Source organism: Pseudomonas sp. SMV7 (assembly GCF_052041995.1).
In the GTDB taxonomy this organism is placed as follows: Bacteria; Pseudomonadota; Gammaproteobacteria; order Pseudomonadales; family Pseudomonadaceae; genus Aquipseudomonas.
The window spans coordinates 1-23465 of sequence record NZ_JBKGGT010000028.1; the positions used below are offsets into that span (position 1 = coordinate 1).

Sequence of the window (23465 nt, forward strand, 5' to 3'; positions counted from 1 at the left end):
CACCAGCTTGCCGCCCTTGATCGCCTTCAGGTGCTTGCCATCGACCGTAAACGGAATCGGCTCCTTGCGGCCTGCCTCGCCGTTGCTGATGTCGTGGGGGGGGATTTCCGGGAAATAGGGCGTAAAGTCCGGCTTTTCGCCCTCCCAGACCAAGGTAATCACATCGCCCGCCTGCATGCTGTCGTCCCAGGGCACGTCGATGGTGGTTTCTGGCAGTGCCGGGTCCAGCATTCCCTGCTGGGCATCCACTGCCTTCGGCGCAGAGAGGCGCACTGCTTCACCCACAATAGAGACGAACTGCCCTCTGGACTTGTAGGTACCTTCGGCCCGCTGCTGCTGATAAGCCAGCGCACCCATGCTCTGGCGCGCCGCCTCCGACTTGACCAGCTCATAGCTGAATTTCGCCTGGGTCTTGGCCAGTTGGCGCACATCTGCATTGGCAATTGTGATTTCAATCACCCCCGGCACGCTCTCGACGACCTTGGGTGGATAGGAGATGTTCACGGGACGCCCATCCTCGGTCTCACCGAACAGGTTGGCCACGATGCTGTCGTCCACCGCGAACGGCTCAGCAAACGCCACCACCTGCAACGTTGCATCGGCCTCTCCCAGAAGCTCCAGATCGAGAACGTTGTTCTTGGCTTCTTTCACGATACCGGCGGCAAGGCGCGCATTACCGGTGTCGACAACCACCCGCTGCTCGGCGCTCCAGTCCTCGGAGCGGTTGTCAACCAGATCATAGACTTCATAGGCCACCGCCAGGCCTTTGTCATCCGAGTCGCCCGCCTCCAGAATGACCGCTTCCTCAACCAGGATCACGATGGGATCGTCCACCTCTTCCAGTTTCACGAGGTGCTCAACGAACACTCCGCCCCAGCTCAGGCGGATCTTGTCTTGCTCGGCCATGAACGGATACGGCAGGATGGTCACTTCCACACCCTGCCTGGCGCGCTCCGCGTCCACCCCGTCGTTGCCGACATCGTCCGGCAGGGTGAATTTGAGTTCGGAATGGCCGGGGTTGGAGCCATCCTGGTCCTGGCCACCGGGGCGCTCGAGCTTGACGTAGATCCTGGTTGTTGCCGAGGGCTCCTCTACCTGGCCCAGGCGCTTGACCCGATAGCTGAGTTCAGCAGCGCCAGTCTGCAAGTGGCCTGGCGGAACGAAGAGCGTCTGGCGCTGGTTCTCCAGCTCCTCGGTAATGGTCACGCTGTCGACTTCGTCACTGCCGGCCATGGCCCGGACCCTATCACCGCGGCCCATTTGCGGCCATGCCGGGACATATAACTGCAGGCCTTGCCTGGGGAAGTTTTCATGAGCAGCGGCAAGGTTGATTCCCCACTCACCGCTGGGCACCGGGCCGGTGGCGCCGGGAATGGAGAGTTCGTCGAGCAGCAAGGGCCCGGCACCCGAAGCCAGAGCAGTGGTATTGCCTGCCGTTTGATCAGTGTCCAACATTGCGCAGCTCCTTTCCGAGTGAGGATGAAGTACGCAACATTGAACGCCACGCCATAAACCGACGCTACTGGCAGAAATGCCAGGTAAAAACAGACGGCAGATTCATACCTGAAGCAAAACGGCATTGCAGGCCAAGCCTGCAATGCCGTTACTTCACATCAAGGCATGCCTTTACCCTAACCTGATCCCTGGGAACGAAGGCCCGATCTGTGCGGACCATCCCTCTCCGCCGCCGTTCATGTCCTTGTGCTGAGCTTGCTGACGCGGGAACGGATTGTGGATCACCCGCTGATCCCGGGCCCAGTACGTCCCGCCCGGCCAGCCAAGCTGGCCAAGCCCACCGCCTGCCCTGTACTGATTGAACACTTCCCGCAAGTCGCTCATGTAAATGCGCTGATTCCACCCGACAATGTATTGGGAAGAGCCCATGAGATACATGCGAACGACATTCTGTACTGTCACGTTGTAACTCACCGTTTGCTGCGCCTGGTCGCGCACGGTGATGACAGCACTGCCATTGGCACACGACCTTACGGTACCGCTGGCATCGACGCTCGCCACGCCAGGGTTGCTGGAGCTGTAGCTATAGGGTGGTACACCGCCACTGGCCACGCGCTGCCGCGCTGCGTTGGCGGGTGGCGTACTGGGCCCCTGGCCATTATCCCCGCGCACGAACACTCTGCCGTTGAGCACCATGGTGCTGGTATCGATCACCAACGGCGGCCTGTTCTCGACCGTGACGATCCACTGGCCGGACACCGGCTGGTTACCATAGAGGCCTTTCGCCGTGAAGGCGTGACGGCCGGTGGCAAGTGCCGAAAGCGATGCCTGCCAGTTGCCTCCCGGCGCGGCTACAGTAGTCTTGGGCGTGCCATTGTCCAGGATCTGCACTTGCAGCCCGGTTTGAGCAGTACCATGTAGTGTGAGCCCGGTTTCATAGGTGCGGCCACCATTGCCAATCGGCTGGCCCTTGCTATCGACCACATGGCTGATGACCGGCGTGGCACCTTGACGCACTTCAAAGCCATGCCCCCCCGACTCCAGCTTGCTGCCGTACAAGGCCACAGCCTTGACCAAGTGCTGGCCGACCGCCAGGGCAGACACCACAGCGCTCCAATTGCCGCTGCCGTCAACCGGTGCCTGGACCTTTGGCGTGGTACCGTCGAACAGTTCAACCCGCTGCCTGATACTCGCCTTGCCAGTGACCGTCACACTGGAGTCGAACGTGAAGCCGTTGTTCGCTACATCACCCAGACTGTCCCGCACCCTGTCGATGCTCGGCGCCACTTCCATCACCACCGTGAAGGTACGGGCGTCCGATACCAGGCCGGCGCCGTACAATGCCTTGGCCGTCAAACTGTAGGCGCGACGCTCCAGCCCTGGCATGTCATGGCGCCAGTTGCCGCTTGCATCAACGGGGAGTTCACCCAGGGAGCGGCTCCCGTCGAAAAGCTCGATTCTCTGGTTGATGCTGGCCTTGCCGGCCAGGCTGACCTGTTCATGTACGGTGGTACCGCCCTGTGCCACCTCGCCGTCGCTGTCCTGGACACTGGTAATGCTCGGCTTGATTTCCTCATAGACGGTAAACGTCCTGACTGCGGACTCTTCACCCGCCCCATACAGCGCCCTGGCCCTGATGCCATAGACCTTGGTCGGCAGCTTCTCGAGCCTCAACGTCCAGAGACCCGCCGGGCTGACCGGCGACGTGCCGAGGCTGTCATTGCCATCGAAGACTTCAACCTGCTCATTGGCACTGCCTTCGCCCGAAAGGGTAAGCGTGGTATCGACCGTCGCACCGCCATCGGGCACCTCGCCTCTGGAGTCCACGACACTGTCGATGCTCGGAAAGATGTAGTCGACCACGGTAAAGCGGCGCACACCCGACTCCTGGCCACTGCCGTAGAGCGCTGTGGCCTTGACGGCGTAGCCTTTCACCTGCAGGTTGCGCAAGGTCAGGGTCCAGTCACCCTGGGTATCAGCCTGCGCAGTATCGACGGGCAAGGTGCCATCCAGAATCTGCACCGGCTGCCCGATGCTGGCCTTGCCCGCCAGCACGATCTGCGTATCGACCGTGGTCCTGCCGTCGGCCAGCTCGCCGCGTGAGTCCTGCACACTTTCCAGCGTGGGTGCCTGCTCTGCGACCACCTCGAAGGAACGCGGCGCAGAAAGGTCCTTGTTGCCGTATACGGCCCTCGCCCTCAGCTCATAGCCACGGCGCATCAAACCACTGAGAGTCACGCTCCAGACGCCGCCAAGCCCGACATCCACGGCCTGCAGGAAGGTTTCGGCTTCGAGCAGATCGACTTGCAGGCCTGGGCTCGCGCGCCCGGTTACGGTCACAGTCGTGTCGACCGTCGTCGCCCCTTCGGCCAACTCGCGGCGCGAGTCCTCGATGCGGGTGATGCTGGGCACGACATACTCCACCACGGTAAAGGCCCAGGGCTCCGATACCAGGCGCCTGCCGTACTGAGCCCTGGCCTTGAGGCTGTACACGCGAGGCACCAAGCCGGTCATCGGGAAATTCCATACGCCATCGCCGTCCGCCCCTGCCTGCCCTATCTCATCATCGCCATCGAGCATGTCAACGCCGAACCTTGCCCGCGCAGTACCGCTCAAGGTTACTGCAGTGTCGACACTGATCCCGCCATTGGCAACGGCACCGTAGCTGTCGACAGCTGCGGTGATCGCGAGGGGGATGGGTGTGCCGATATAGAGCTCGACATAGTTGGAAATGTCGACCTGCTCGGTGCCCGCGCGCTTGACGGTGTAGTACGCGAGGATCACGGTGGTGCGCGAAACCTCTACCACGGCAGGGCTGATGCGGAAGTCTACCGGCCGGCCCTGCTGCCCTTGGGTGATCTTCAGCCAGTCAGTGGTCGTGCCGGCCGGGTACACGCTACGCCAGTAGTAGGTCAGCACGTCCTCCGCAACCAGACCGGTGTAGCCAACACGCAGGGTAGCGCCATTGGGAAAGATCCATTCCGGGTCCAGCACCTCGCCATCCGACTCGAGCACCTCTGGTGCGGGCAAAGTCTGGCGCAGCGAGGTTACCCGGTAGTAACTGCGATCGGATTCACGCAAGTCATAGACCGTCGAACGGTTGTTGGTCACTCGGTAGTACAGCTCCAGCGTACCGTCGGCGAGCGCCTGGACATGCTCACCTTCAACAAAGAACTCCAATGCCTCGCCTTCCTGCCCCTGGGAGACGAGCTGCTCATCTTCGTAAATGTAAGGCCTGCCATCCGCGCGCTTGCCGCGCCAGACCAGGTTGACCACATCGCCGCTGGCCATACGTGGATAAGGCCCGGCAAGCACCCAGGCCGAATCGGTACCACTGTCGATCAGGTCTTCGATGGCTTCCAGCACGATCGGCGCCGGTAGCTGGTAGAGGGCACCTTCGATTCGGGCAAACGCCCGCTTTGACGACAGCGCTTGCGAGCCATCCGCCGGCCGCAGCACATAGGACGCATCGCCTGTGCCTTGGGCTGTGTCACGCACCAGGCGATTGGGAACCGTGGCTTCCAGGAGCGCCGGGACGCTTTCGACAGTCAGCGTCTGGTGATGGACAAGTGGCTCTCCGCTAGCCGGCGTACCGACCCAGGTGAATTCGATGCTGTCGCCTACTGCAATCGGAGACTGGTCTGTACGGATAAACACCGTGACATCACTGGCTTCGAGCGTGGCCAGGTCGATTACACCGTTGACCGCCTCCTTGATGATTGGCGCCTCCAGCCGCCAGGCTCCCGCGTCTACCTTGATAACGGTGGGTCGCGAGCGGTCGCTGGCAAAGTTCCAGACTTCATCATGGGGCCAATGGCTCAGTTGCAGCTCGTCGGAGTCACCGGCAGCCAGGATCACCTCCTGCCCGACCAGGATTTCCACCGGGTCGTCTCCTGCCGCTTCGTCTTCGCTGATCGTGCGCTGCACTTTCTCGCTGCCCCAGTGCAACACCACCACATCCTGCGAGGCACGGTCAGGATAGACATCGATGGTAACCGGCACGCCCTTGGCCGCCCACTCCGCCGTCACGCCATTGTCGATGACATCCTGCGGTACTGCGGGCAGTGGCAACTCCGAGTGCCCGGGCAGATGCGGTTCCTTGTCGACGCCGCCCGGGCGGTACAGCTTCACCCGCAGACGCAGCATTGCCGATGGCTCTGGCACCGTCGTGCCGCTGCGCAGCACTTCGAAGTACACCTTGTCCACCCACTCCTTATCCTTACTGAACTTGTCGGCCGGCAGGTAGAAAAAAATCCGTTTGTCGACATCAGCCTCGCGAACCCGGATAAAGTGGACCGGGTCGCCTTCGATATACACCGTCAGCTCGTCTCCCTCGTTCATTTCCAGATAAGGGTCGATGGCAGACAATAAACCGTCGGGGTCTTCTTCGATCGTGGTGATATTGATACCGCCATCGGCTGCCGCGACAGGCGTGGTCATCCCGGCAATCAACAGTGGCCGTACAACCAACGGAACAGAGCCATCGGCAGGAGGAGGAAAGAGCCTTGCAGCGAACCGGTTCATGAATATGCCTCTTGCGGAAAGTGATTGCACCATTGAACGGCTGTTACCTGTCGCCAACCGGTGACAGGGACAAACAACAGTGAACGTTGCAAGCAATACTTTTCCAACTGGCAAAATTACTAGTGCGGTAAACGTCCTGCCAGCTTTCGCCTGGGCTGTCTACTGATAAAACTGTCAGGTGCCTGGATACAACTACTGATTTATCATCGGGAGCAGATTTCCGCAGTCCGCAGAAGCGTTTGAACTTGAAAACTGACAGAAATGCAAGGTGCATAGTGCACCCGCGGCAGGTTAAATGGCTGTAATCAGCGAAAAGAAAAGGCCCGAAACAGGGCCTTTATGGTTAATGGCTATGCCACTCAATCAGGTCAGTGAACAGTCCGTCAATTGCAGAAAGATCGCTGCCAACCGTTCCAGCCCTGCCTGGTCCGCCTCGCTGAAACGGCCGATCTTCGGGCTGTCCAGGTCCAGTACACCAATCAACCTGCCCTCCTTCACCAGCGGGATCACCAGCTCGCTGTTCGACGCGCTGTCACAGGCGATATGCCCCGGGAACGCATGCACGTCTTCCACACGTTGAGTCTGGCGGGTGGCCGCCGCGGCTCCGCACACGCCCTTGCTGAACGGAATACGGACGCAAGCGACCTGGCCCTGGAACGGGCCGAGCACCAGCTCTTCGTTGCGGTTGAGGTAGAACCCCGCCCAGTTCAGGTCGTCTACCTGGTGGTACAGAAACGCCGAGAACTGCGCGGCATTGGCGATAAAGTCGCGCTCGTCGGCAAACAGCGCCTGCACTTGCGCCGCCAGCAGGTCATAGCCGTCGAGTCCGGCGCCACTGGCATTGAGGTCGATCATTTACGTTGCTCCAGCAATTGCAGCCCGACCCAATAGCGGGCGAACTGATAGGCACAGCGGCCATTACGGTTACCGCGGCCGGTGGCCCAGCGCACGGCGAGGATGTCCAGGGCTTCGTCACGCTGCCAGCGCAGGCCGGCCGGGCGCGCCAGCTGGCCGATCCAGTGCTCGACCACGTTGAGGAAGTGTTCCTGGCTGAAGGGGTAGAACGACAGCCACAGGCCAAAACGGTCGGACAAGGCAATCTTGTCCTCCACCGCTTCGTTGGGGTGCAGCTCGCCGTCGACCATTTTCCAGTTTTCGTTGTCGCTCTGTTTTTCCGGCACCAGGTGGCGACGGTTGGAAGTGGCGTACAGCAGCACGTTGTCCGGGGCTTGTTCCAGCGAGCCGTCGAGCACGCTCTTGAGCACCCGGTAGTCGCCCTCCCCGGCTTCGAATGACAGGTCGTCACAGAACAGGATGAAACGTTGCGGCAGCTTCTGCAGCTGTTCGACCACCCGCGGCAGGTCGGCCAGGTGGTCGCGCTCGATTTCGATCAGGCGCAGGCCGGCACTGGCGTGTTCGGCCAGCAGGGCGCGTACCAGCGACGACTTGCCGGTGCCACGCGAGCCCCACAGCAGCGCATGGTTGGCGGGCAGCCCGTTGATGAACTGGTGGGTGTTGCGGCCCAGCTGGTCACGCTGCTGGTCGACACCGATCAGGTCGCTCAGGCGGATGTCCAGGCTGACTTGCAGCGGCAGCAGGTAGCCGCTGCGGCCATCACGCTGCCAGCGCGCGGCCAGGGTGGTGCACCAGTCGATATCCGGGCGTTGTGCCGGCAACAGGGGTTCGAGACGCGCCAGTACCGATTCGGCGCGGTCCAGGAAAGCTATCAAGCGGGCGTCCATGAAGACTCCTACAAATTTCAGTTATTAGGGGGCACAAAGCGGCCCCCGCTTGGCGACCAACTGAAATGAACAGACAGACCCACCAGAAGCCGGGTGTGATCGGCTATGCTTGCGCTGCGCAAGGAACGTGGAACCGGCTCGGGACTCATGGATATCAAGTTCACCAATCGTCTGTCATACAAGCAAGCCCGGTTGACAGTCCTGGTCGGCTTCATCCTGGGAACATTGCTCAGTCTCATCCAGATCGGCATCGATTATGCCAGTGAAGACGCGTCTATCAACCGCGAAGTGCGCGCCTTGCTGCAAATCAGCCACAACCCGGCCTCACGCATCGCCTACAACATCGACTCGGAGCTGGCCCTGGAGCTGACCAGCGGCCTGCTGCAATCGCCAGCGGTGACCCGCGCGCGGCTGAGCGACAACAATGCCATGGTGCTGGCCGATGTCAGCCGCCCGCGCATGCAGGACCGCTACCGGCCGCTGAGCGACTTCCTGTTCGGCGAGCAGCGCCAGTTCGAGGATCGCCTGTACCTGACCCACATGCCCGCTGACGACCTCGGTACCCTGTACCTGGAAGTGGACACCTACGCCTTCGGCGCCCGCTTCCTCGACCGCGCCGGCATCACCCTGGTCAACGGTTTCGCCCGCAGCCTGGTGCTGACCGGCATCCTGCTGGCACTGTTCTACATGATGCTGACCAAACCCCTGGTGACGGTGATCGGTGCGCTCAGTGGCCGCGACCCGCGCAAGCCTCGGCAAACCCGCCTGGACTGCCCGCATGGGCATGAGAACGATGAAATCGGTGTACTGGTGAAGGTCGCCAACCAGCAGTTCGTCAGCATGGCCACCGAGATCGACCAGCGCCGCAACGCGGAAAACCGCCTGACCCAATACCTCAACGAGCTGGAAGACATCGTCTCGGCGCGCACCAACGAGCTGAAGGCCAGCAACAACAGCCTGAGCCGCTCCAACCAGGAACTGGAAGAAGCCCGCCGCCGGGCATTGGACATGGCCCAGGCGCGGGCCGCCTTCCTCGCCAACATGAGCCACGAGATCCGTACCCCGCTCAACGGCATGCTCGGCATGATCGCGCTGGCCCTGGACAGCCCGTTGCCCAGCGAGCAGCGCCAGCAGCTGGCGATTGCCCATGACTCGGGCAAGGTCCTGGTGGAGTTGCTCAACGATATCCTCGACCTGTCCAAGTTCGACGCCGGCCAACTGGAGCTGGAGCGCATCCCGTTCGACATGGGTTCGATGGTCGAAGACACCGCCAACCTGCTGTCGCAGAACACTGCGCAAAGTGTCGAGCTGACCTGCCTGATCGCCCGCGATTTCCCCAGCAGCGTGCTCGGCGACCCCACCCGGGTGCGCCAGGTGGTCAGCAACCTGCTGTCCAACGCCTTGAAGTTCACCCGTTTCGGCCGTGTCGATGTACGCCTGAGCACTATCGTCGGCGGGGTGCGCCTGGAAGTGCGCGATACTGGCATTGGCATCCCCGAAGAAGCCCAGGCACGCATCTTCCAGCCATTCACCCAGGCCGGCGCCGGCATCACCCGCCAGTTTGGCGGCACCGGCCTGGGCCTGACCCTGACCTACAACCTGTGCAAGGCGATGCAGGGCCACCTGCACATCGATTCCAGGCCGGGCTTTGGCAGCCGTTTCAGTGCCGACCTGCCATTGGCCGTGCACACCGAGGCGATTGCACCAGCCCCGCTGCAAGGGCGGGTGGCGGCGCTGAGCATGGCCGGCAGTGGGCTCGATGAACTGCTGCAGGACCTGCTGCCCGCCTGGGGCCTGACCTACCGGCGTCATGACAACAGCAGCACGCTGGATGCCGCCACAATCGACCTGGTGATCACCGACGACCTCGACCGCCTGTTCGAACTGCGTCCGGCCTTGAAAACCCCGATCCTGCTGGTGACCGCCTACGGCAACTTCCTGCCCAGCGAACAATCGGTCGCCCTCGCCCCGTTGCATCAGTTGGCCCGGCCGTTGGCGCGCAACGCCCTGTACCAGACCCTGCGCCGCACCTTGCAAGGCTTCGAGCCCGAGCACCCGCTAGCCAGCCCGGCCATCACCCTCGAACAAGGCCGCGCGCGGATTCTGCTGGTGGAGGACAACCCGGTGAACCAGCTGGTGGCCAAGGGCATGCTGGCCAAGCTCGGTTGCCAGGTGCACCTGGCAACCCAGGGCGCCGAGGCCCTGGAAATGCTGGAGCAGGAACCATTCGACCTGGTGCTGATGGACTGCAACATGCCGGTGATGGACGGTTACGAGGCCAGCCGACGCATTCGCCAGAGCGGCCGCTGGCCCGACCTGCCGATTGTTGCCCTTACCGCCAATGCCATGCCCGAAGAGCGTGAGCGCTGCCGGGCGGCCGGGATGAACGACTACCTGGCCAAACCGTTCCGCCGCGAAGAACTGCTGGCGCTGATCGACCACTGGGTACCCGTCAGCGGCTGAGCAGGCGCTCGATTTCCGCTTCCAGGGCCTGCGGCTTGGTGGTGGGGGCATAACGCCTGACCTGGCCGCTGGCCGGGTCGACGAGGAACTTGGTGAAGTTCCACTTGATCTTCTGCGAACCGAGCAGGCCCGGCGCGCGCTGCTTGAGTTCGACGAACAAGGGGTGGGCGCCCGGGCCATTCACCTCGACCTTGCGGAACAGCGGGAAGCTCACGCCGAAATTGCGCTCGCAGAACTGCGCAATCTCCCGCGCATCGCCCGGTTCCTGCTTGCCGAACTGGTTGCAGGGAAAGCCCAGCACCACCAGGCCACGCGCCCGGTAGGCCTGCCACAGTTGCTCCAGGCCCTTGTACTGCGGGGTAAAACCGCACTGGCTGGCGGTGTTGACCACCAACAGGGCCTTGCCGGGGAAGTCAGCGAGTGTCTTGTGCTCGCCGCCCAGGGTTACGCATTTGATATCCAGCATCGATTCAGCCATGTGGCGGGCTCCGGTCAGTCGCGCGGGCGCAGGTCGATGCACACCGAGTTGATGCAGTAGCGCAGGCCGGTCGGTGGCGGGCCGTCCGGGAACACGTGGCCCAGGTGCGCATCGCAGCGGGCGCAGGTGACCTCGGTGCGGATCATGCCGTGGGAGGTGTCGCGAATCTCGATCATCGCGCGGTCTTCGATGGGGGCGTAGAAGCTCGGCCAGCCGCAACCGGAATCGAACTTGGTCTGCGCATCGAACAGGGGCAGGCCGCAGCAGATGCAGTGGTAGATGCCATCACGGCGCTCACTGTTGTACTTGCCGCTGAATGGCCGCTCGGTGCCTTTGAGGCGGCATACCTGGTACTGCTCGGGGTCGAGCATCGAGCGCCATTCTTCCAGGGTTTTCTCGATCTTTTGCATGTAGGGACCTCGGCAGGCTGAATTTCACCGCGCACCGTCTTTTCCGGGGCGCGGGTGGCACGTATATTAGTTGGCTTCGTGTGCCAGGCGTTCAGTCTGGCACCCGCTTCCTGCCCTTTCAAACCTTTCGGCGGGGCGTTGCGCGTTTTCTCAATCGGGATCCCATCATGCAGTTCAGCAAATCGAACAAGCTCGCCAATGTCTGCTATGACATTCGCGGCCCAGTGCTCAAGCACGCCAAGCGCCTGGAAGAGGAAGGCCATCGCATCCTCAAGCTGAACATCGGCAACCCGGCGCCGTTTGGCTTCGAGGCGCCTGACGAAATTCTCCAGGATGTGATCCGCAACCTGCCCACCGCGCAGGGCTACAGCGACTCCAAGGGCCTGTTCAGTGCACGCAAGGCGGTGATGCAGTACTGCCAGCAGAAGGGTATCGAAGGCGTCACCATCGAAGACATCTACCTCGGCAACGGGGTATCCGAGCTGATCGTCATGTCGATGCAGGCGCTGCTGAACAACGGCGACGAAGTATTGATCCCGGCCCCCGACTACCCGCTGTGGACCGCTGCCGTGAGCCTGGCCGGCGGCAAGCCGGTGCACTACCTGTGCGATGAACAGGCCGACTGGTTCCCCGACCTCGACGACATCAAGGCCAAGATCACCGCGAACACCAAGGCGCTGGTGATCATCAACCCGAACAACCCGACCGGCGCGGTGTACTCCCGCGAGCTGCTGCTGGGTATGCTCGAGCTGGCCCGCCAGCACAACCTGGTGGTGTTCTCGGACGAGATCTACGACAAGATCCTGTACGACGAAGCCGTGCACATCAGCACCGCCTCGCTGGCTCCCGACCTGCTGTGCCTGACCTTCAACGGCCTGTCCAAGTCGTACCGGGTGGCGGGCTTCCGTTCCGGCTGGCTGATCATCTCGGGGCCCAAGCACCATGCCCAGAGCTACATCGAAGGCATCGACATGCTGGCCAACATGCGCCTGTGCGCCAACGTGCCGGCGCAGCACGCCATCCAGACCGCGTTGGGCGGCTACCAGAGCATCAACGACCTGGTGCTGCCACCGGGCCGCCTGCTGGAACAGCGCAACCGCACCTACGAACTGCTCAACGATATCCCGGGGGTGAGCTGCGTGAAGCCGATGGGCGCGCTGTATGCGTTCCCGAAGATCGACCCGAAGGTGTGCCCGATCCACAACGACGAGAAATTCGTCCTCGACCTGCTGCTGTCGGAAAAGCTGCTGATCGTGCAGGGGACGGCGTTCAACTGGCCGTGGCCGGACCACTTCCGCGTGGTGACCTTGCCGCGGGTGGATGACCTGGAAGCGGCGATCGGGCGGATTGGCAATTTCCTGAAGGGGTATTCGCAGTAAGGTTTACCGGGTGATCGGGGCGGCGGCATTGCGCGCAGCCCGCGTGCCGAACCTGTTACACCATGCTTGGCAGCCTTGGTGCTTGGCTTGAGCCTTGCGGTACCTGGGGGATCGAGCGCCGCGCGGGCGGCGCTCGATCTCAACGCAACCAGAGATCCAAAGGCATGCGCCGCTTCTTACATCCTGCAACGCTCTATCCCACAGCCCCTCGGCCATCCTCTGCCATACTCCGCCGTACACAGTTTGAAATAGTCACCCGATTGAATCAGCACGGCCGGCACCTTATATACCCCGCAGTAAGCGACAACTCATCCGTCAGGAGAACGTAACAACCATGATGCGCATTCTGTTGTTTGTAGCCACCAACCTCGCGGTGGTGCTGGTTGCAAGCATTACCCTGAGCCTGTTCGGTTTCAACGGGTTCATGGCCGCCAACGGGGTCGACCTGAACCTCAGCAGCCTGCTGGTGTTCTGCGCCGTGTTCGGCTTCGCCGGCTCCCTCGTCTCGCTGTTCATCTCCAAGTGGATGGCGAAGATGACCACCGGCACCCAGATCATCAGCCAGCCGCGCACCCGCCACGAACAGTGGCTGCTGCAAACGGTCGAGGAGCTGTCCCGCGAGGCCGGTATCAAGATGCCCGAGGTGGGTATCTTCCCGGCGTACGAGGCCAACGCCTTCGCCACCGGCTGGAACCGCAACGACGCGCTGGTGGCGGTGTCGCAGGGTTTGCTGGAGCGCTTCTCGCCCGATGAGGTGCGCGCGGTACTGGCCCACGAGATCGGCCACGTGGCAAACGGCGACATGGTCACCCTGGCGTTGGTGCAAGGTGTGGTCAACACCTTCGTGATGTTCTTCGCCCGCATCATCGGCAACTTCGTCGACAAGGTCATCTTCAAGAACGAAGAAGGCCAGGGCATTGCCTATTACGTGGCGACCATCGTTGCCGAACTGATCCTTGGCATCCTCGCCAGCATGATCGTCATGTGGTTCTCGCGCCGCCGCGAATACCGCGCCGACGAGGCCGGTGCGCAGCTGGCCGGTACTGCAGCGATGATCGGTGCCCTGCAACGCCTGCGCGTGGAGCAAGGCCTGCCCGTGCACATGCCCGACACCTTGAAGGCGTTCGGTATCAATGGCGGCCTCAAGCACGGCCTGGCCGGCCTGCTGATGAGCCACCCGCCGCTGGAAGACCGCATCGAGGCCCTGCGCCGTCGCGGTTGATCCATTCAGTGACAAAAAGGGCGACTTCGGTCGCCCTTTTTTGTACACGCCGGCACCGGCAACACAGCAATCAGCGGCTTACCTGGTACACCCTCTCCAACAGGCTGCTGATTCCCGCCTGCACAAACCTCGGGCTCTGCTCGATGACCTCCGCAACCTCCAGCTCGTCCACCTGCCACCCGGCCAAGCCTTGACGCAGCTCTTCGTCGCCGACCGAGAACGGCGGCCCGTCCATCAATGCCTGGTCATAGTCCAGTGTTACCACCAGCCCGCGGCACCCCGCCGGCAGCAGCGCCGACAATCGTTGCAGATAACGCGCTCGCATCTGCGGCGGCAACGCGATTACCGCCGCCCGGTCATACAGCCCCGTACAGTCGCCGACATCCTCCGGCTGCAACGCAAAGAAATCACCGCACCACAGTTCCAGAACGCCACTGCGCCAGACTTCGAACACCCCGCGCTGCTGCACCTCGGCATCCAGCCCATGTTCGCGGAAGAAATCCTCCACCGCCCGCCGCGACAGCTCGATGCCCACCACGCGATGCCCCTGCCCGGCCAGCCAGGCCAGGTCCAGGCTCTTGCCGCACAGCGGCACCAGCACGCGGCTACCCGGCAGCCGCTGCAGCTGCGCCCAATACTTTTGCAGGTAGGGGTTCACCTGCGCCTGGTGAAAACCGATCTGGTTGTCGGCCCACCGTTGCTGCCAGAACGCTGGCTCCATGATCACTCCAGTTTTTTCGATGATTGGTCGGTAAAACTTGGTTTGGATTTCGATCTGTAGTTGACCGAAGATGATTGCATCTTAACCTCCAGGACCTTGCCATGCTGCCCAGCCTGTTCATTTCCCACGGTTCGCCCATGCTTGCCCTGCAGCCTGGTGCCAGCGGGCCAGCGCTGGCCGGCCTGGCCACCCGCCTGGCGCGCCCAACAGCGATCGTGGTGGTGTCGGCGCACTGGGAAAGCCGCGAATTGCTGGTGACCGGCAGTGAGCGGCCCGAGACGTGGCATGACTTCTACGGTTTCCCGCAGGCCCTGTATGCCGTGCAGTACCCGGCGCCAGGCATGCCCGCCCTTGCCGGGCAGGTCAGCACCTTGCTGACGGCTGCCGGGCTGTCGGCCCGGCTAGACCCGCAACGCCCGTTCGACCACGGCGCCTGGGTACCGTTGTCGCTGATGTACCCGGATGCCAGCATTCCTGTGGTGCAGGTTTCACTGCCCAGCGCTTTGGGGCCGGCATTGCAACTACGCGTGGGCGCGGCGCTGGCGGGGCTGCGCGACGAGGGCGTGCTGCTGATCGGTTCGGGCAGCATTACCCATAACCTGGGTGAACTGGACTGGCATGCCGGGCCGGAGGTGATCGAGCCTTGGGCGCTGGCGTTCAGGGATTGGGTGGTGGAGAAGCTGCAAGCCGATGACCGGGCGGCGTTGCTGGACTATCGCCGGCAGGCGCCATTTGCGCTGCGCAACCATCCCAGTGATGAGCATTTCCTGCCGCTGTTCTTTGCCCTTGGGGCGGGGGGCAGATTTGGCGTGGTGCACCAAGGGTTTACCCTGGGGGCGTTGGGGATGGACATTTATCGGTTCGACTGAAGATAGCCGGGGGCGCTTTGCGCCCCTTTCGCGACACAAGGCCGCTCCCACCAGGGACCGCGTAACCCTGCGGCCTTGTCCCGATGGGCTGCAAAGCAGCCCCAAGATGGCACAGGCAAAAAAATCCCCGACCTGGGCCGGGGATTTTTTCATTGCGCCAGGATCAATCCTCGCGGTAGCGGCGCAGCTTCAGCTGCTTGCCTGCCACACGGGTGTCCTTGAGCTTGGACAGCAGCTTCTCCAGGCCGTCTTCCGGCAGCTCGACCAGGCTGAAGCTGTCGCGCACCTGAATGCGGCCGATGGCGTCACGCGCCAGACCACCCTCGTTGAGGATCGCGCCCAGCAGGTTCTTGGCCGCGATGCCGTCACGGGCACCCAGGGCAGTACGGCAACGCACGCGGCCTTCGGCCAGCGGCATCGGCGCACGGCGCTCGCGGTCACCGCGTTCCGGGCGGTCGCCACGCTCACCACGCTCGGTGCGCTCGCCACGCGGGGCAAAGCTCGGCACCAGCGGCTGCTCACGCTCCACTGCAACCAGGTCCAGCGCCTGGCCATTGGTGGCCTTGCGCAGCAGGGCCGCAGCCAGGGCACGCGCGCTGCAACCGAGGTCGTTGGTCAGGCGGTCGAACAGGTCACCGTGGGTGGCTTCGGCTTCGGCTACCAGCGGCGCCAGGCTCGAAGTCAGCTTCTTGATGCGGGCATCCAGCACGGCCTGGGCGTTCGGCAGGCGCGCTTCGGCCACCTTCTGCCCGGTAACACGCTCGATGACCTGCAGCATGCGGCGCTCACGCGGGGTGACCAGCAGCAGTGCACGGCCATCGCGACCGGCGCGGCCGGTACGGCCGATACGGTGCACGTAGGATTCCGGGTCGTACGGCATGTCCACGTTGAACACGTGGGTGATGCGCGGTACGTCCAGGCCACGGGCGGCGACGTCGGTGGCGACGACGATGTCCAGGCGGCCATCCTTGAGCGAGTCGATGACGCGTTCACGCTGGTTCTGGGCGATGTCGCCGTTCAGCGCGGCAGCCTTGTAGCCCTTGGCTTCCAGCGCAGCGGCCAGATCCAGGGTGGCTTGCTTGGTGCGCACGAAGGCGATCAGCGCGTCGAACTCTTCCACTTCCAGCAGACGCAGCACAGCCGGGATCTTCTGGTCGGCGTGGACCATCAGGTGGGCCTGCTCGATCGCGGTGACGGTCTGGGTCTTGCTCTGGATCTTGACGTGCTTGGGCTCACGCAGGTGACGCTCGGCGATCGAGCGGATCGACGACGGCAGGGTGGCAGAGAACAGCACGGTCTGGCGGCTGGCCGGGATGGCATCGAAGATCACTTCGAGGTCGTCCATGAAGCCCAGCTTGAGCATTTCGTCGGCTTCGTCCAGGACCAGGTACTGCACGGTGGACAGCACCTTTTCGTCACGGCGCAGGTGGTCGCACAGGCGACCCGGGGTGGCGACGACGATCTGCGCGCCATTGCGGATCGCCCGCAGCTGTGGGCCCATCGGGGCGCCACCGTAGACGGCGACCACGTTCACGCCCGGCATCTGCTTGGCGTAGGTTTCGAAAGCGGTAGCAACTTGCAGCGCCAACTCACGGGTCGGCGCCAGGATCAGGGCTTGCGGTTCGCGCTTGCTCACATCGATCTTGTTGAGGATCGGCAGGGCGAAGGCAGCGGTCTTGCCGGTGCCCGTCTGCGCCTGGCCGATCATGTCGTGACCGGCGAGGATGATCGGGATCGATTGTTGCTGAATGGCGGACGGCTCTTCATAGCCGGTCGCCAGAACGGCAGCAACAATGTTCGGATTGAGATCGAGAGCGGCGAAGCCGCCGGTTTCCTGGGTCATGGGTCTGCCTCTAGGTGCATCCGCAAAGACCCATGCTCCAAAGCTGCACAAGCCATGAAAGACCGACAGGTCACCCAGGCAGCTTTGGCGGCGGGGATTTGCGAAAACGATTGAAAAAGAAAACGTGGGAAAGTCCGCCTAGCGGACGCGCAGCCGAAGCTGGACTCGGAGGGTTTGCACCACCTGATTTTGCGGCCCGCTAAAAGACCGGCGCGTACTATACCCGAAATGGTGCAAAGACGTGAGGAAAATTTTCGCGAGGTACGGCCAGTATCGGGCCATCAATTACCGCGAGCTGAATCGATAATCCCCTGGCCCCTGAAAGGTCGGCGCAGGCGCGACCGCGACAGCCATCAGGTAGCCGGGCGAATCTCGCGGATCAACCCTTCCAGGCTGTAGCCCAACCGCGGCGCCAGCGCCTCGGCCCGTGCCCGCAGTCCGCCGAGGTCCAGCGTCTGGTCCAGGTCCGCCGGCACCAGCAGGATCACATTGCCCTCCTTCACCGGCAGTTCCCAGTAATGCCGGTGGTACAAGCCGCGCAGCAAGGCCGCACCCAGCGGCTTGCCGTCATCGGTAGCCCACTGGTTGATCACCAGCCAGCCGCCCGGGTTGAGCTGCTGCTGGCAGTTCTCGAGGAAATTCCATGCCAGGTGCCCTACCCCGGGCCCATGGTCGGTGTACAGGTCGACGAACAACAGGTCGGCCTTTTCCGCCGTGGGCAGCAGTTCCAGGGCATCGCCGATGCGCACATACAGCCGCGGGTCGTCGTCCAGGCCCAGGTATTCCATGGCCAGGCGCGGCACGTCCGGGCGCAGCTCGATGGCCTCGATGTCGTCCAGCGGCAGGAACTTCATGCACGCCTGGGTCAGCGTGCCGGCGCCCAGGCCGAGAAACAGCGCGCTTTCCGGCTGCTCATGGCACAACGCCCCGACCAGCATGGCGCGGGTATAGTCGTACTCCAGCCAGCTCGGGTCGGCAGTGAACACGCAGCTCTGCTCGATTGCATCACCGAACTCCAGGAAGCGGTAGTCGTCCACTTCGTACACGCTGATGACGCCAAAGGCATCTTCCACCCGTGCCAGCAGCCGCTCTTGCCGTTCCGCCATGTTCACCATCCAACCCGCAAAACGCGCATTGTCCGCCAACGCCCCCGATGCAACAAGCACAGCGCCAACTGTTAACATGGCCAATAGCCTACAACCGACAAGACCGAGCCCGAGATGAACCAACCGTGGAGCCCTGACAGCTGGCGCGCCCTGCCGATCCAGCAGCAACCGACCTACCCCGATGCGGCGCACCTGCTGAAAGTCGAACAGACCCTGGCCAGCTACCCGCCGCTGGTGTTCGCGGGCGAGGCGCGCGAGCTGCGCCGGCAGTTTGCCGAAGTCACCGAAGGCCGCGCCTTCCTGTTGCAGGGCGGCGATTGCGCCGAAAGCTTCGCCGAGTTTTCGGCGGCGAAAATCCGCGACACCTTCAAGGTGCTGTTGCAGATGGCCATCGTCATGACCTTTGCCGCCGGCTGTCCGGTAGTGAAGGTCGGGCGCATGGCCGGGCAATTCGCCAAACCGCGTTCTTCGGGCGACGAAACCATCGGCAACGTCACCCTGCCGGCCTACCGCGGCGATATCGTCAACGGCATCGGTTTCGACGCCAACAGCCGTATCCCCGACCCGGAGCGCCTGCTGCAGGCCTATCATCAAGCCACCGCCAGCCTCAACCTGCTGCGCGCCTTCGCCCAGGGCGGGTTTGCCGACCTGCACCAGGTGCACAAGTGGAACCTGGACTTCATCGCCAACTCAGCGCTGGCGGACAAGTACCACCAGCTGGCCAACCGCATCGACGAAACCCTGGCATTCATGCGCGCGTGTGGCCTGGACAGCGCGCCGCAACTGCGCGAAACCAGCTTCTTCACCGCCCACGAAGCGTTGCTGCTGAACTACGAAGAAGCGTTCGTGCGCCAGGACAGCCTGACCGGCGACTACTACGACTGCTCGGCGCACATGCTGTGGATTGGCGACCGCACCCGTCAGCTCGACGGAGCCCATGTGGAGTTCCTGCGCGGCGTGCACAACCCGATCGGGGTCAAGGTTGGCCCGAGCATGAACCCCGAGGAGCTGATTCGCCTGATCGACACGCTGAACCCGGCCAACGACCCCGGGCGCCTGAACCTGATCGTGCGCATGGGCGCCGGCAAGGTCGGCGACCACCTGCCGGGGCTGATCCGCACGGTCGAGCGCGAGGGGCGCAAGGTGCTGTGGAGTTCCGACCCGATGCACGGCAACACCATCAAGGCGAGCAGCGGCTACAAGACCCGCGACTTTGCGCAGATACTCGACGAGGTCAAGCAGTTCTTCCAGGTGCACCAGGCCGAGGGCAGCCATGCCGGTGGCATCCACATCGAGATGACCGGGCAGAACGTGACCGAATGCATCGGCGGTGCGCGGCCGATTACCGAAGATGCGTTGTCGGACCGCTACCACACCCACTGCGACCCGCGCATGAACGCCGACCAGTCGCTGGAGCTGGCGTTCCTGATCGCCGAAACACTCAAGCAGGTGCGGCGCTAGAAGCGTTCGCGGGCTCGCCCGCTCCCACAGGTGGGGCACACGCTTCGAGAGCAGTGCAGTACCTGTGAGAACGGGCGAGGCCGCCAAGGGACCTGCACCGGCCTGCCCTACTTGCGCAGCGGATCATCCCAGAAATGCCGCTCGGCCTCTTGCTGGATGTCGGCCCGGCTCAACCCCAGGTCGTGCAGGGTCGCATCGCTGAGGCTGGCCAGCTGCTGGCGCTGGCGGTACAGCTGCAGCCACCGCACCATCTGCTGTACGCCGGCATGCAACAGGTGGTTCAGGGAAAAGGCAGGTTGCTGGATGCTGCTGACATGACCTTTCATCGTGAAGCCCTCCGTGTTGATGGCTCCAGTCTGCCGCCGGGCATAAGATCAATCCAACGAATGTTTCTGATGCCATGCATCTCGGAGATTGATGCAATGTCCCAGTACCAGAGCCTCGACACCGACGTCCTGCGCACCTTTGTCGCCATCGCCGAGCAAGGCGGCTTCACCCGCGCCGGCGAGGTGGTCAACCGCACCCAGTCGGCGGTGAGCATGCAGATGAAACGCCTGGAAGAAGACATCCTGCAGCGGCAGCTGTTCGAGCGCGACGGCCGTCAGGTACGGCTGACGGCCGAAGGCCAGGTGCTGCTGGGTTATGCCCGGCGTATCCTCAAACTGCACGGCGAAGTGTTCAATACCCTGCGCATGCCGCACATGGTCGGGATGGTGCGGATCGGCACGCCGGACGACTACGCCATGCGCTTTCTGCCGACCATCCTGTCGAGTTTTGCCCAGGCCTACCCGCTGGTGCAGGTAGAGGTGCATTGCGAATCGTCCAAGCAACTGATGCTGCGCCAGGACCTGGACCTGACCATCGTCACCCGCGAGCCGGGCAACGAGATTGGCCAGCTGTTGCGCCAGGAGCGCCTGGCATGGGCCGCCGCCGAGGGGTTCTGCCCACAAGAGCAACGGCCCGTTCCGCTGGCATTGTTCAACAGCGATTGTTTCTGCCGGGCCTGGACCTGCAACGCCCTGGAGGCCCAGGGCATCGATTACCGCATCGCCTATACCAGCCCGAGCCTGGCAGCGATCTTTGCCATCGTCACGGCCGGGCTGGCGGTAACGGCGCAGTTGCAGAGCCTGATCGGCGGGAACCTGCGCATCCTGGGCGAGAGCGAAGGGCTGCCGCAATTGCCAGTGGCCAATGTGATGCTGGTGCGCAATACCCAGAGCGCATCGCCGATTACCGATTGCATGGCCGATTACATCATCGAAGGCTTCAAGTGAGCCGGGCTGCCGCAACAGCGGTTTCGCGTCGCGCCAGGGTCGCAAAGCGGCCCCAAGCCCTCACAGCTCAAACCCGAGCATCACCGCACACATCACCAGGAACACGCAGAACATCGCCCGCAGCGCCTTCTCCGGCAACGCGTGGGCCAGCTTCACGCCCCAGCTGATACTGAGCAAGCCGCCCACCGCCAACGGGATGCCCACGCCCCAGTCGACGCTGTGGTGCACCCCATAGGTAAGCAAGGTCACCAGGGTACTCGGCGCCGCCAGCGCCAGCGACAGCCCCTGCGCGACCACCTGGGTAGTGCCGAACACACTGGTCAGGATCGGCGTGGCCACCACCGCCCCACCCACCCCGAACAAGCCCCCCATGGTGCCGGCAAAGCTGCCCAGCACGCCCAGCCACGGCCAGGCATGGCGCAGCTCGGCGCTTGGCGGCGAGACTTTCATGAACATCCGCGCCACGTTCCACACCGCCAGCGCCACCAGGAAACCGACAAAGCCCAGGCGCATGGAATGCGCATCCAGCCCCACCGCCCAGATCGACCCCAGCCAGGCGAACACGAAGCTGCACAGCGACAACGGCACGGCATGGCGCAATTCGATGCGGTTACGCTGGTGATAGCGCCACAGCGCCAGCAGCACGTTCGGCACCACCATCACCAGCGCGGTACCCTGGGCCAGCTGCTGGTCCAGGCCAAACAGCACGCCCAGTGCCGGAATCGCGATCAACCCGCCACCAATGCCGAACAGGCCACCCATGGTCCCCAGGGCAGCGCCCAGCACGATATACAATACCCACTCGATCATCAGCGCCTCACTGCCTGTTCACATGATGCGAGCATGCTAACCACTGCGGGCTGGCGGGGAAACGCACAGCAGCGCACAATGGCTGTGCGTCATCCGCACAAGCAAGGCAGCCATGAGCCCCGATACCCTGACCGACCAATTGAGCCTGTTCCTCGATGTGCTGGAAACCGGCAGCTTTTCTGCTGCCGCCCGCCGCCACCCGCTGACGCCATCTGCGGTAGCCCGGCGTATCGACAACCTGGAAGGCGCCGTAGGCAGCCGCCTGTTCACCCGCAGTACGCACGCCGTACGCGCCACGCCGGCGGGCAACGCCTTTGCCGAACGGGCCAGGCGCATCATCGAAGAGCTGCGCCTGGCCCGCGCCGAAGCGGTATCGCTGAGCAATGCTCCTGAAGGCCTGATCCGCATCGACGCCCCTGCCGCATTTGGCCGTCGCCACCTGGCACCGGCCATTGCCGACTTTCTGGTGGCCTACCCGGGGCTGGACGTGAAGTTGCGCCTGATCGACAGCTTCGTCGACCTGCATGGCAGCCACCTTGGCGAAGTTGACCTGGTGCTGCGCGCCGGTCCTCTGGCCGACACCCGACTGGTCGCCACGCCACTCGCGTACATGGTGCGTATCGCCTGCGCCAGCCCCGCCTACCTGGCCAGCCGCGGCATACCCAGCTGCCCCAGTGAACTGCCTGGGCACGATGGCCTGGACTGGGATGGCCTGGCGCCGCCCTTTGCCTGGCGCTTCACTGTAGCCGGGCAAACCCGCCTGTACCGCCCCGCGCGCATGCGCATGGCCGCGAACAACGCCGAAACCTTGCTGTTCGGTGCGCTCGCCGGGTTGGGCATCGCCCACCTGCCCACCTGGTTGATCAGCGAATACCTGCTGCGCGGCGAGCTGGTACCGCTGTTTTGCGACGGCGGCTTGCCGCAAGCCGAAAGCAGCGGTATCTACGCGCTACGCCTGGAACATGAAACGAACTCTCGCAGCCGTTTGCTGCTCGAATTTCTCAAGAGCCGATTCAGCCCGATTCCACCCTGGGACCTGGCTTTGCGCAGTGGACTGCACGAGTAGCGCGCGCACTGATGATCAACGTGCCAGACTTACCCATTGATTACTTTCAAGGACCTGCATGAACGCCGACACCCAAGCCTCCTGTGACGAGCTGCTGCTGGACAACCAGGTCTGTTTCGCCCTGCACTCCACCTCGTTGCTGATGACCAAGGTCTACAAACCGCTGCTGCAGGCCCTGGGCCTGACCTACCCGCAGTACCTGGCCATGCTCGTGCTGTGGGAGCACGACGGCCTGACCGTGGGCGAGATCAGCCAGCACCTGCTTACCGACCCCGGCTCGCTGACGCCGTTGCTCAAACGCCTGGAAAGCGAAGGCCTGCTGCAGCGCAACCGCAGCCGCGAAGACGAACGGGTGGTACTGGTGCAACTGACCGACAAAGGCCGCGCCCTGCAACAGCGGGCCAGGGAGGTGCCGCAGTGCATCCTCAAGGCCAGTGGCCGCAGCCTGGAACAACTGCAACAGCTGCAGGCCGACCTGCTGAAATTGCGCGAGAACCTGCAGAAGACCCTCTGACAGCCTGGCTGTGGGATAGCCCTTCAGACGAACGGCGATAATTTATCTTGCGCACAAACTAATTGCGCGCTAATTTAAATCCCACACCAACCCGCGCCCTTCCCCGAGTGAAGCGCACAACACGTTAG

The 23465-nt window shown here is 63.2% G+C and carries 17 protein-coding genes and 2 pseudogenes; 8 read left to right on the forward strand and 11 right to left on the reverse strand.

What is annotated here, in order from left to right; translation table 11 throughout:
* The 4 genes and pseudogenes from ACLEJP_RS23855 to ACLEJP_RS23870 all read right to left on the reverse strand — a co-directional run.
* Positions 1-1455: pseudogene (locus ACLEJP_RS23855) on the reverse strand (hypothetical protein); the annotation flags it as partial.
* Positions 1456-1626: 171 nt separating this feature from the next.
* Positions 1627-5979 (reverse strand): hypothetical protein, encoded by a 4353-nt coding sequence (locus tag ACLEJP_RS23860; RefSeq protein ID WP_440810464.1) that lies wholly within the window; start codon positions 5977-5979, stop codon positions 1627-1629.
* A gap of 363 nt (positions 5980-6342) precedes the next feature.
* The gene (locus tag ACLEJP_RS23865) at positions 6343-6834 is read right to left on the reverse strand and encodes a GAF domain-containing protein (RefSeq protein WP_440810465.1); all 492 of its coding nucleotides are present in this window, start codon (positions 6832-6834) and stop codon (positions 6343-6345) included.
* Positions 6831-7721 (reverse strand): ATP-binding protein, encoded by an 891-nt coding sequence (locus ACLEJP_RS23870; protein ID WP_440810467.1) that lies wholly within the window; start codon positions 7719-7721, stop codon positions 6831-6833. Before ACLEJP_RS23870 ends, ACLEJP_RS23865 begins: the two co-directional genes overlap by 4 nt.
* A gap of 105 nt (positions 7722-7826) precedes the next feature.
* On the opposite strand from ACLEJP_RS23870, the gene ACLEJP_RS23875 reads away from it, so the two are divergent.
* Positions 7827-10184: a response regulator gene (locus ACLEJP_RS23875; protein ID WP_440810468.1), complete on the forward strand. Its 2358-nt coding sequence runs from the start codon at positions 7827-7829 to the stop codon at positions 10182-10184.
* Here ACLEJP_RS23875 and ACLEJP_RS23880 read toward each other — a convergent pair.
* Together ACLEJP_RS23880 and msrB are read right to left on the reverse strand one after the other, a co-directional pair.
* A complete protein-coding gene (locus tag ACLEJP_RS23880; RefSeq protein WP_440810470.1) occupies positions 10174-10662 on the reverse strand; it encodes a glutathione peroxidase in 489 nt (162 codons plus the stop codon). The genes ACLEJP_RS23875 and ACLEJP_RS23880 overlap by 11 nt on opposite strands.
* 14 nt (positions 10663-10676) lie before the next feature.
* A complete protein-coding gene (msrB, locus tag ACLEJP_RS23885; RefSeq protein ID WP_440810471.1) occupies positions 10677-11072 on the reverse strand; it encodes a peptide-methionine (R)-S-oxide reductase MsrB in 396 nt (131 codons plus the stop codon).
* 167 nt (positions 11073-11239) lie between these two features.
* Between msrB and ACLEJP_RS23890 the strand changes: the two genes are divergently transcribed.
* Together ACLEJP_RS23890 and htpX are read left to right on the forward strand one after the other, a co-directional pair.
* Positions 11240-12451 carry a pyridoxal phosphate-dependent aminotransferase gene (locus ACLEJP_RS23890; RefSeq protein ID WP_440810473.1) on the forward strand — a complete coding sequence of 404 codons (1212 nt, stop codon included), beginning with the start codon at positions 11240-11242 and terminating at the stop codon, positions 12449-12451.
* 334 nt (positions 12452-12785) lie between these two features.
* A complete protein-coding gene (gene htpX / locus ACLEJP_RS23895) occupies positions 12786-13673 on the forward strand; it encodes a protease HtpX (RefSeq protein WP_023661073.1) in 888 nt (295 codons plus the stop codon).
* 70 nt (positions 13674-13743) lie between these two features.
* Here htpX and ACLEJP_RS23900 read toward each other — a convergent pair whose 3' ends face one another.
* Complete coding sequence (locus ACLEJP_RS23900; RefSeq protein ID WP_440810475.1) at positions 13744-14394, reverse strand: thiopurine S-methyltransferase; 651 nt, start codon at positions 14392-14394, stop codon at positions 13744-13746.
* A 101-nt stretch (positions 14395-14495) separates the two neighbouring features.
* Between ACLEJP_RS23900 and ACLEJP_RS23905 the strand changes: the two genes are divergently transcribed.
* Positions 14496-15263 carry a DODA-type extradiol aromatic ring-opening family dioxygenase gene (locus ACLEJP_RS23905; protein ID WP_440810477.1) on the forward strand — a complete coding sequence of 256 codons (768 nt, stop codon included), beginning with the start codon at positions 14496-14498 and terminating at the stop codon, positions 15261-15263.
* Positions 15264-15426: 163 nt separating this feature from the next.
* Here ACLEJP_RS23905 and ACLEJP_RS23910 read toward each other — a convergent pair.
* Both ACLEJP_RS23910 and ACLEJP_RS23915 read right to left on the reverse strand, forming a co-directional pair.
* Positions 15427-17140 (reverse strand): annotated as a pseudogene (locus tag ACLEJP_RS23910) (DEAD/DEAH box helicase).
* Positions 17141-17459: 319 nt separating this feature from the next.
* Entirely contained in the window at positions 17460-18221 is a 762-nt protein-coding gene (locus ACLEJP_RS23915; RefSeq protein ID WP_440810526.1) for a spermidine synthase, read from the reverse strand.
* Between the two features lie 105 nt (positions 18222-18326).
* On the opposite strand from ACLEJP_RS23915, the gene ACLEJP_RS23920 reads away from it, so the two are divergent.
* Positions 18327-19673, forward strand: coding sequence for a class II 3-deoxy-7-phosphoheptulonate synthase (locus tag ACLEJP_RS23920; protein WP_440810479.1), 1347 nt, complete (start codon positions 18327-18329; stop codon positions 19671-19673).
* A gap of 107 nt (positions 19674-19780) precedes the next feature.
* Here the strand turns inward: ACLEJP_RS23920 and ACLEJP_RS23925 are convergent, their stop codons facing one another.
* A complete protein-coding gene (locus ACLEJP_RS23925; RefSeq protein WP_440810480.1) occupies positions 19781-19999 on the reverse strand; it encodes a DUF1127 domain-containing protein in 219 nt (72 codons plus the stop codon).
* Between the two features lie 96 nt (positions 20000-20095).
* On the opposite strand from ACLEJP_RS23925, the gene ACLEJP_RS23930 reads away from it, so the two are divergent.
* Complete coding sequence (locus tag ACLEJP_RS23930) at positions 20096-20947, forward strand: LysR substrate-binding domain-containing protein (RefSeq protein ID WP_440810482.1); 852 nt, start codon at positions 20096-20098, stop codon at positions 20945-20947.
* Positions 20948-21007: 60 nt separating this feature from the next.
* Here the strand turns inward: ACLEJP_RS23930 and ACLEJP_RS23935 are convergent, their stop codons facing one another.
* Entirely contained in the window at positions 21008-21757 is a 750-nt protein-coding gene (locus ACLEJP_RS23935) for a sulfite exporter TauE/SafE family protein (protein WP_440810483.1), read from the reverse strand.
* Positions 21758-21869: 112 nt separating this feature from the next.
* Between ACLEJP_RS23935 and ACLEJP_RS23940 the strand changes: the two genes are divergently transcribed.
* Both ACLEJP_RS23940 and ACLEJP_RS23945 read left to right on the forward strand, forming a co-directional pair.
* Complete coding sequence (locus ACLEJP_RS23940; RefSeq protein WP_440810485.1) at positions 21870-22823, forward strand: LysR family transcriptional regulator; 954 nt, start codon at positions 21870-21872, stop codon at positions 22821-22823.
* Positions 22824-22881: 58 nt separating this feature from the next.
* Entirely contained in the window at positions 22882-23337 is a 456-nt protein-coding gene (locus ACLEJP_RS23945; protein WP_440810486.1) for a MarR family winged helix-turn-helix transcriptional regulator, read from the forward strand.
* Positions 23338-23465: the final 128 nt, after the last annotated feature.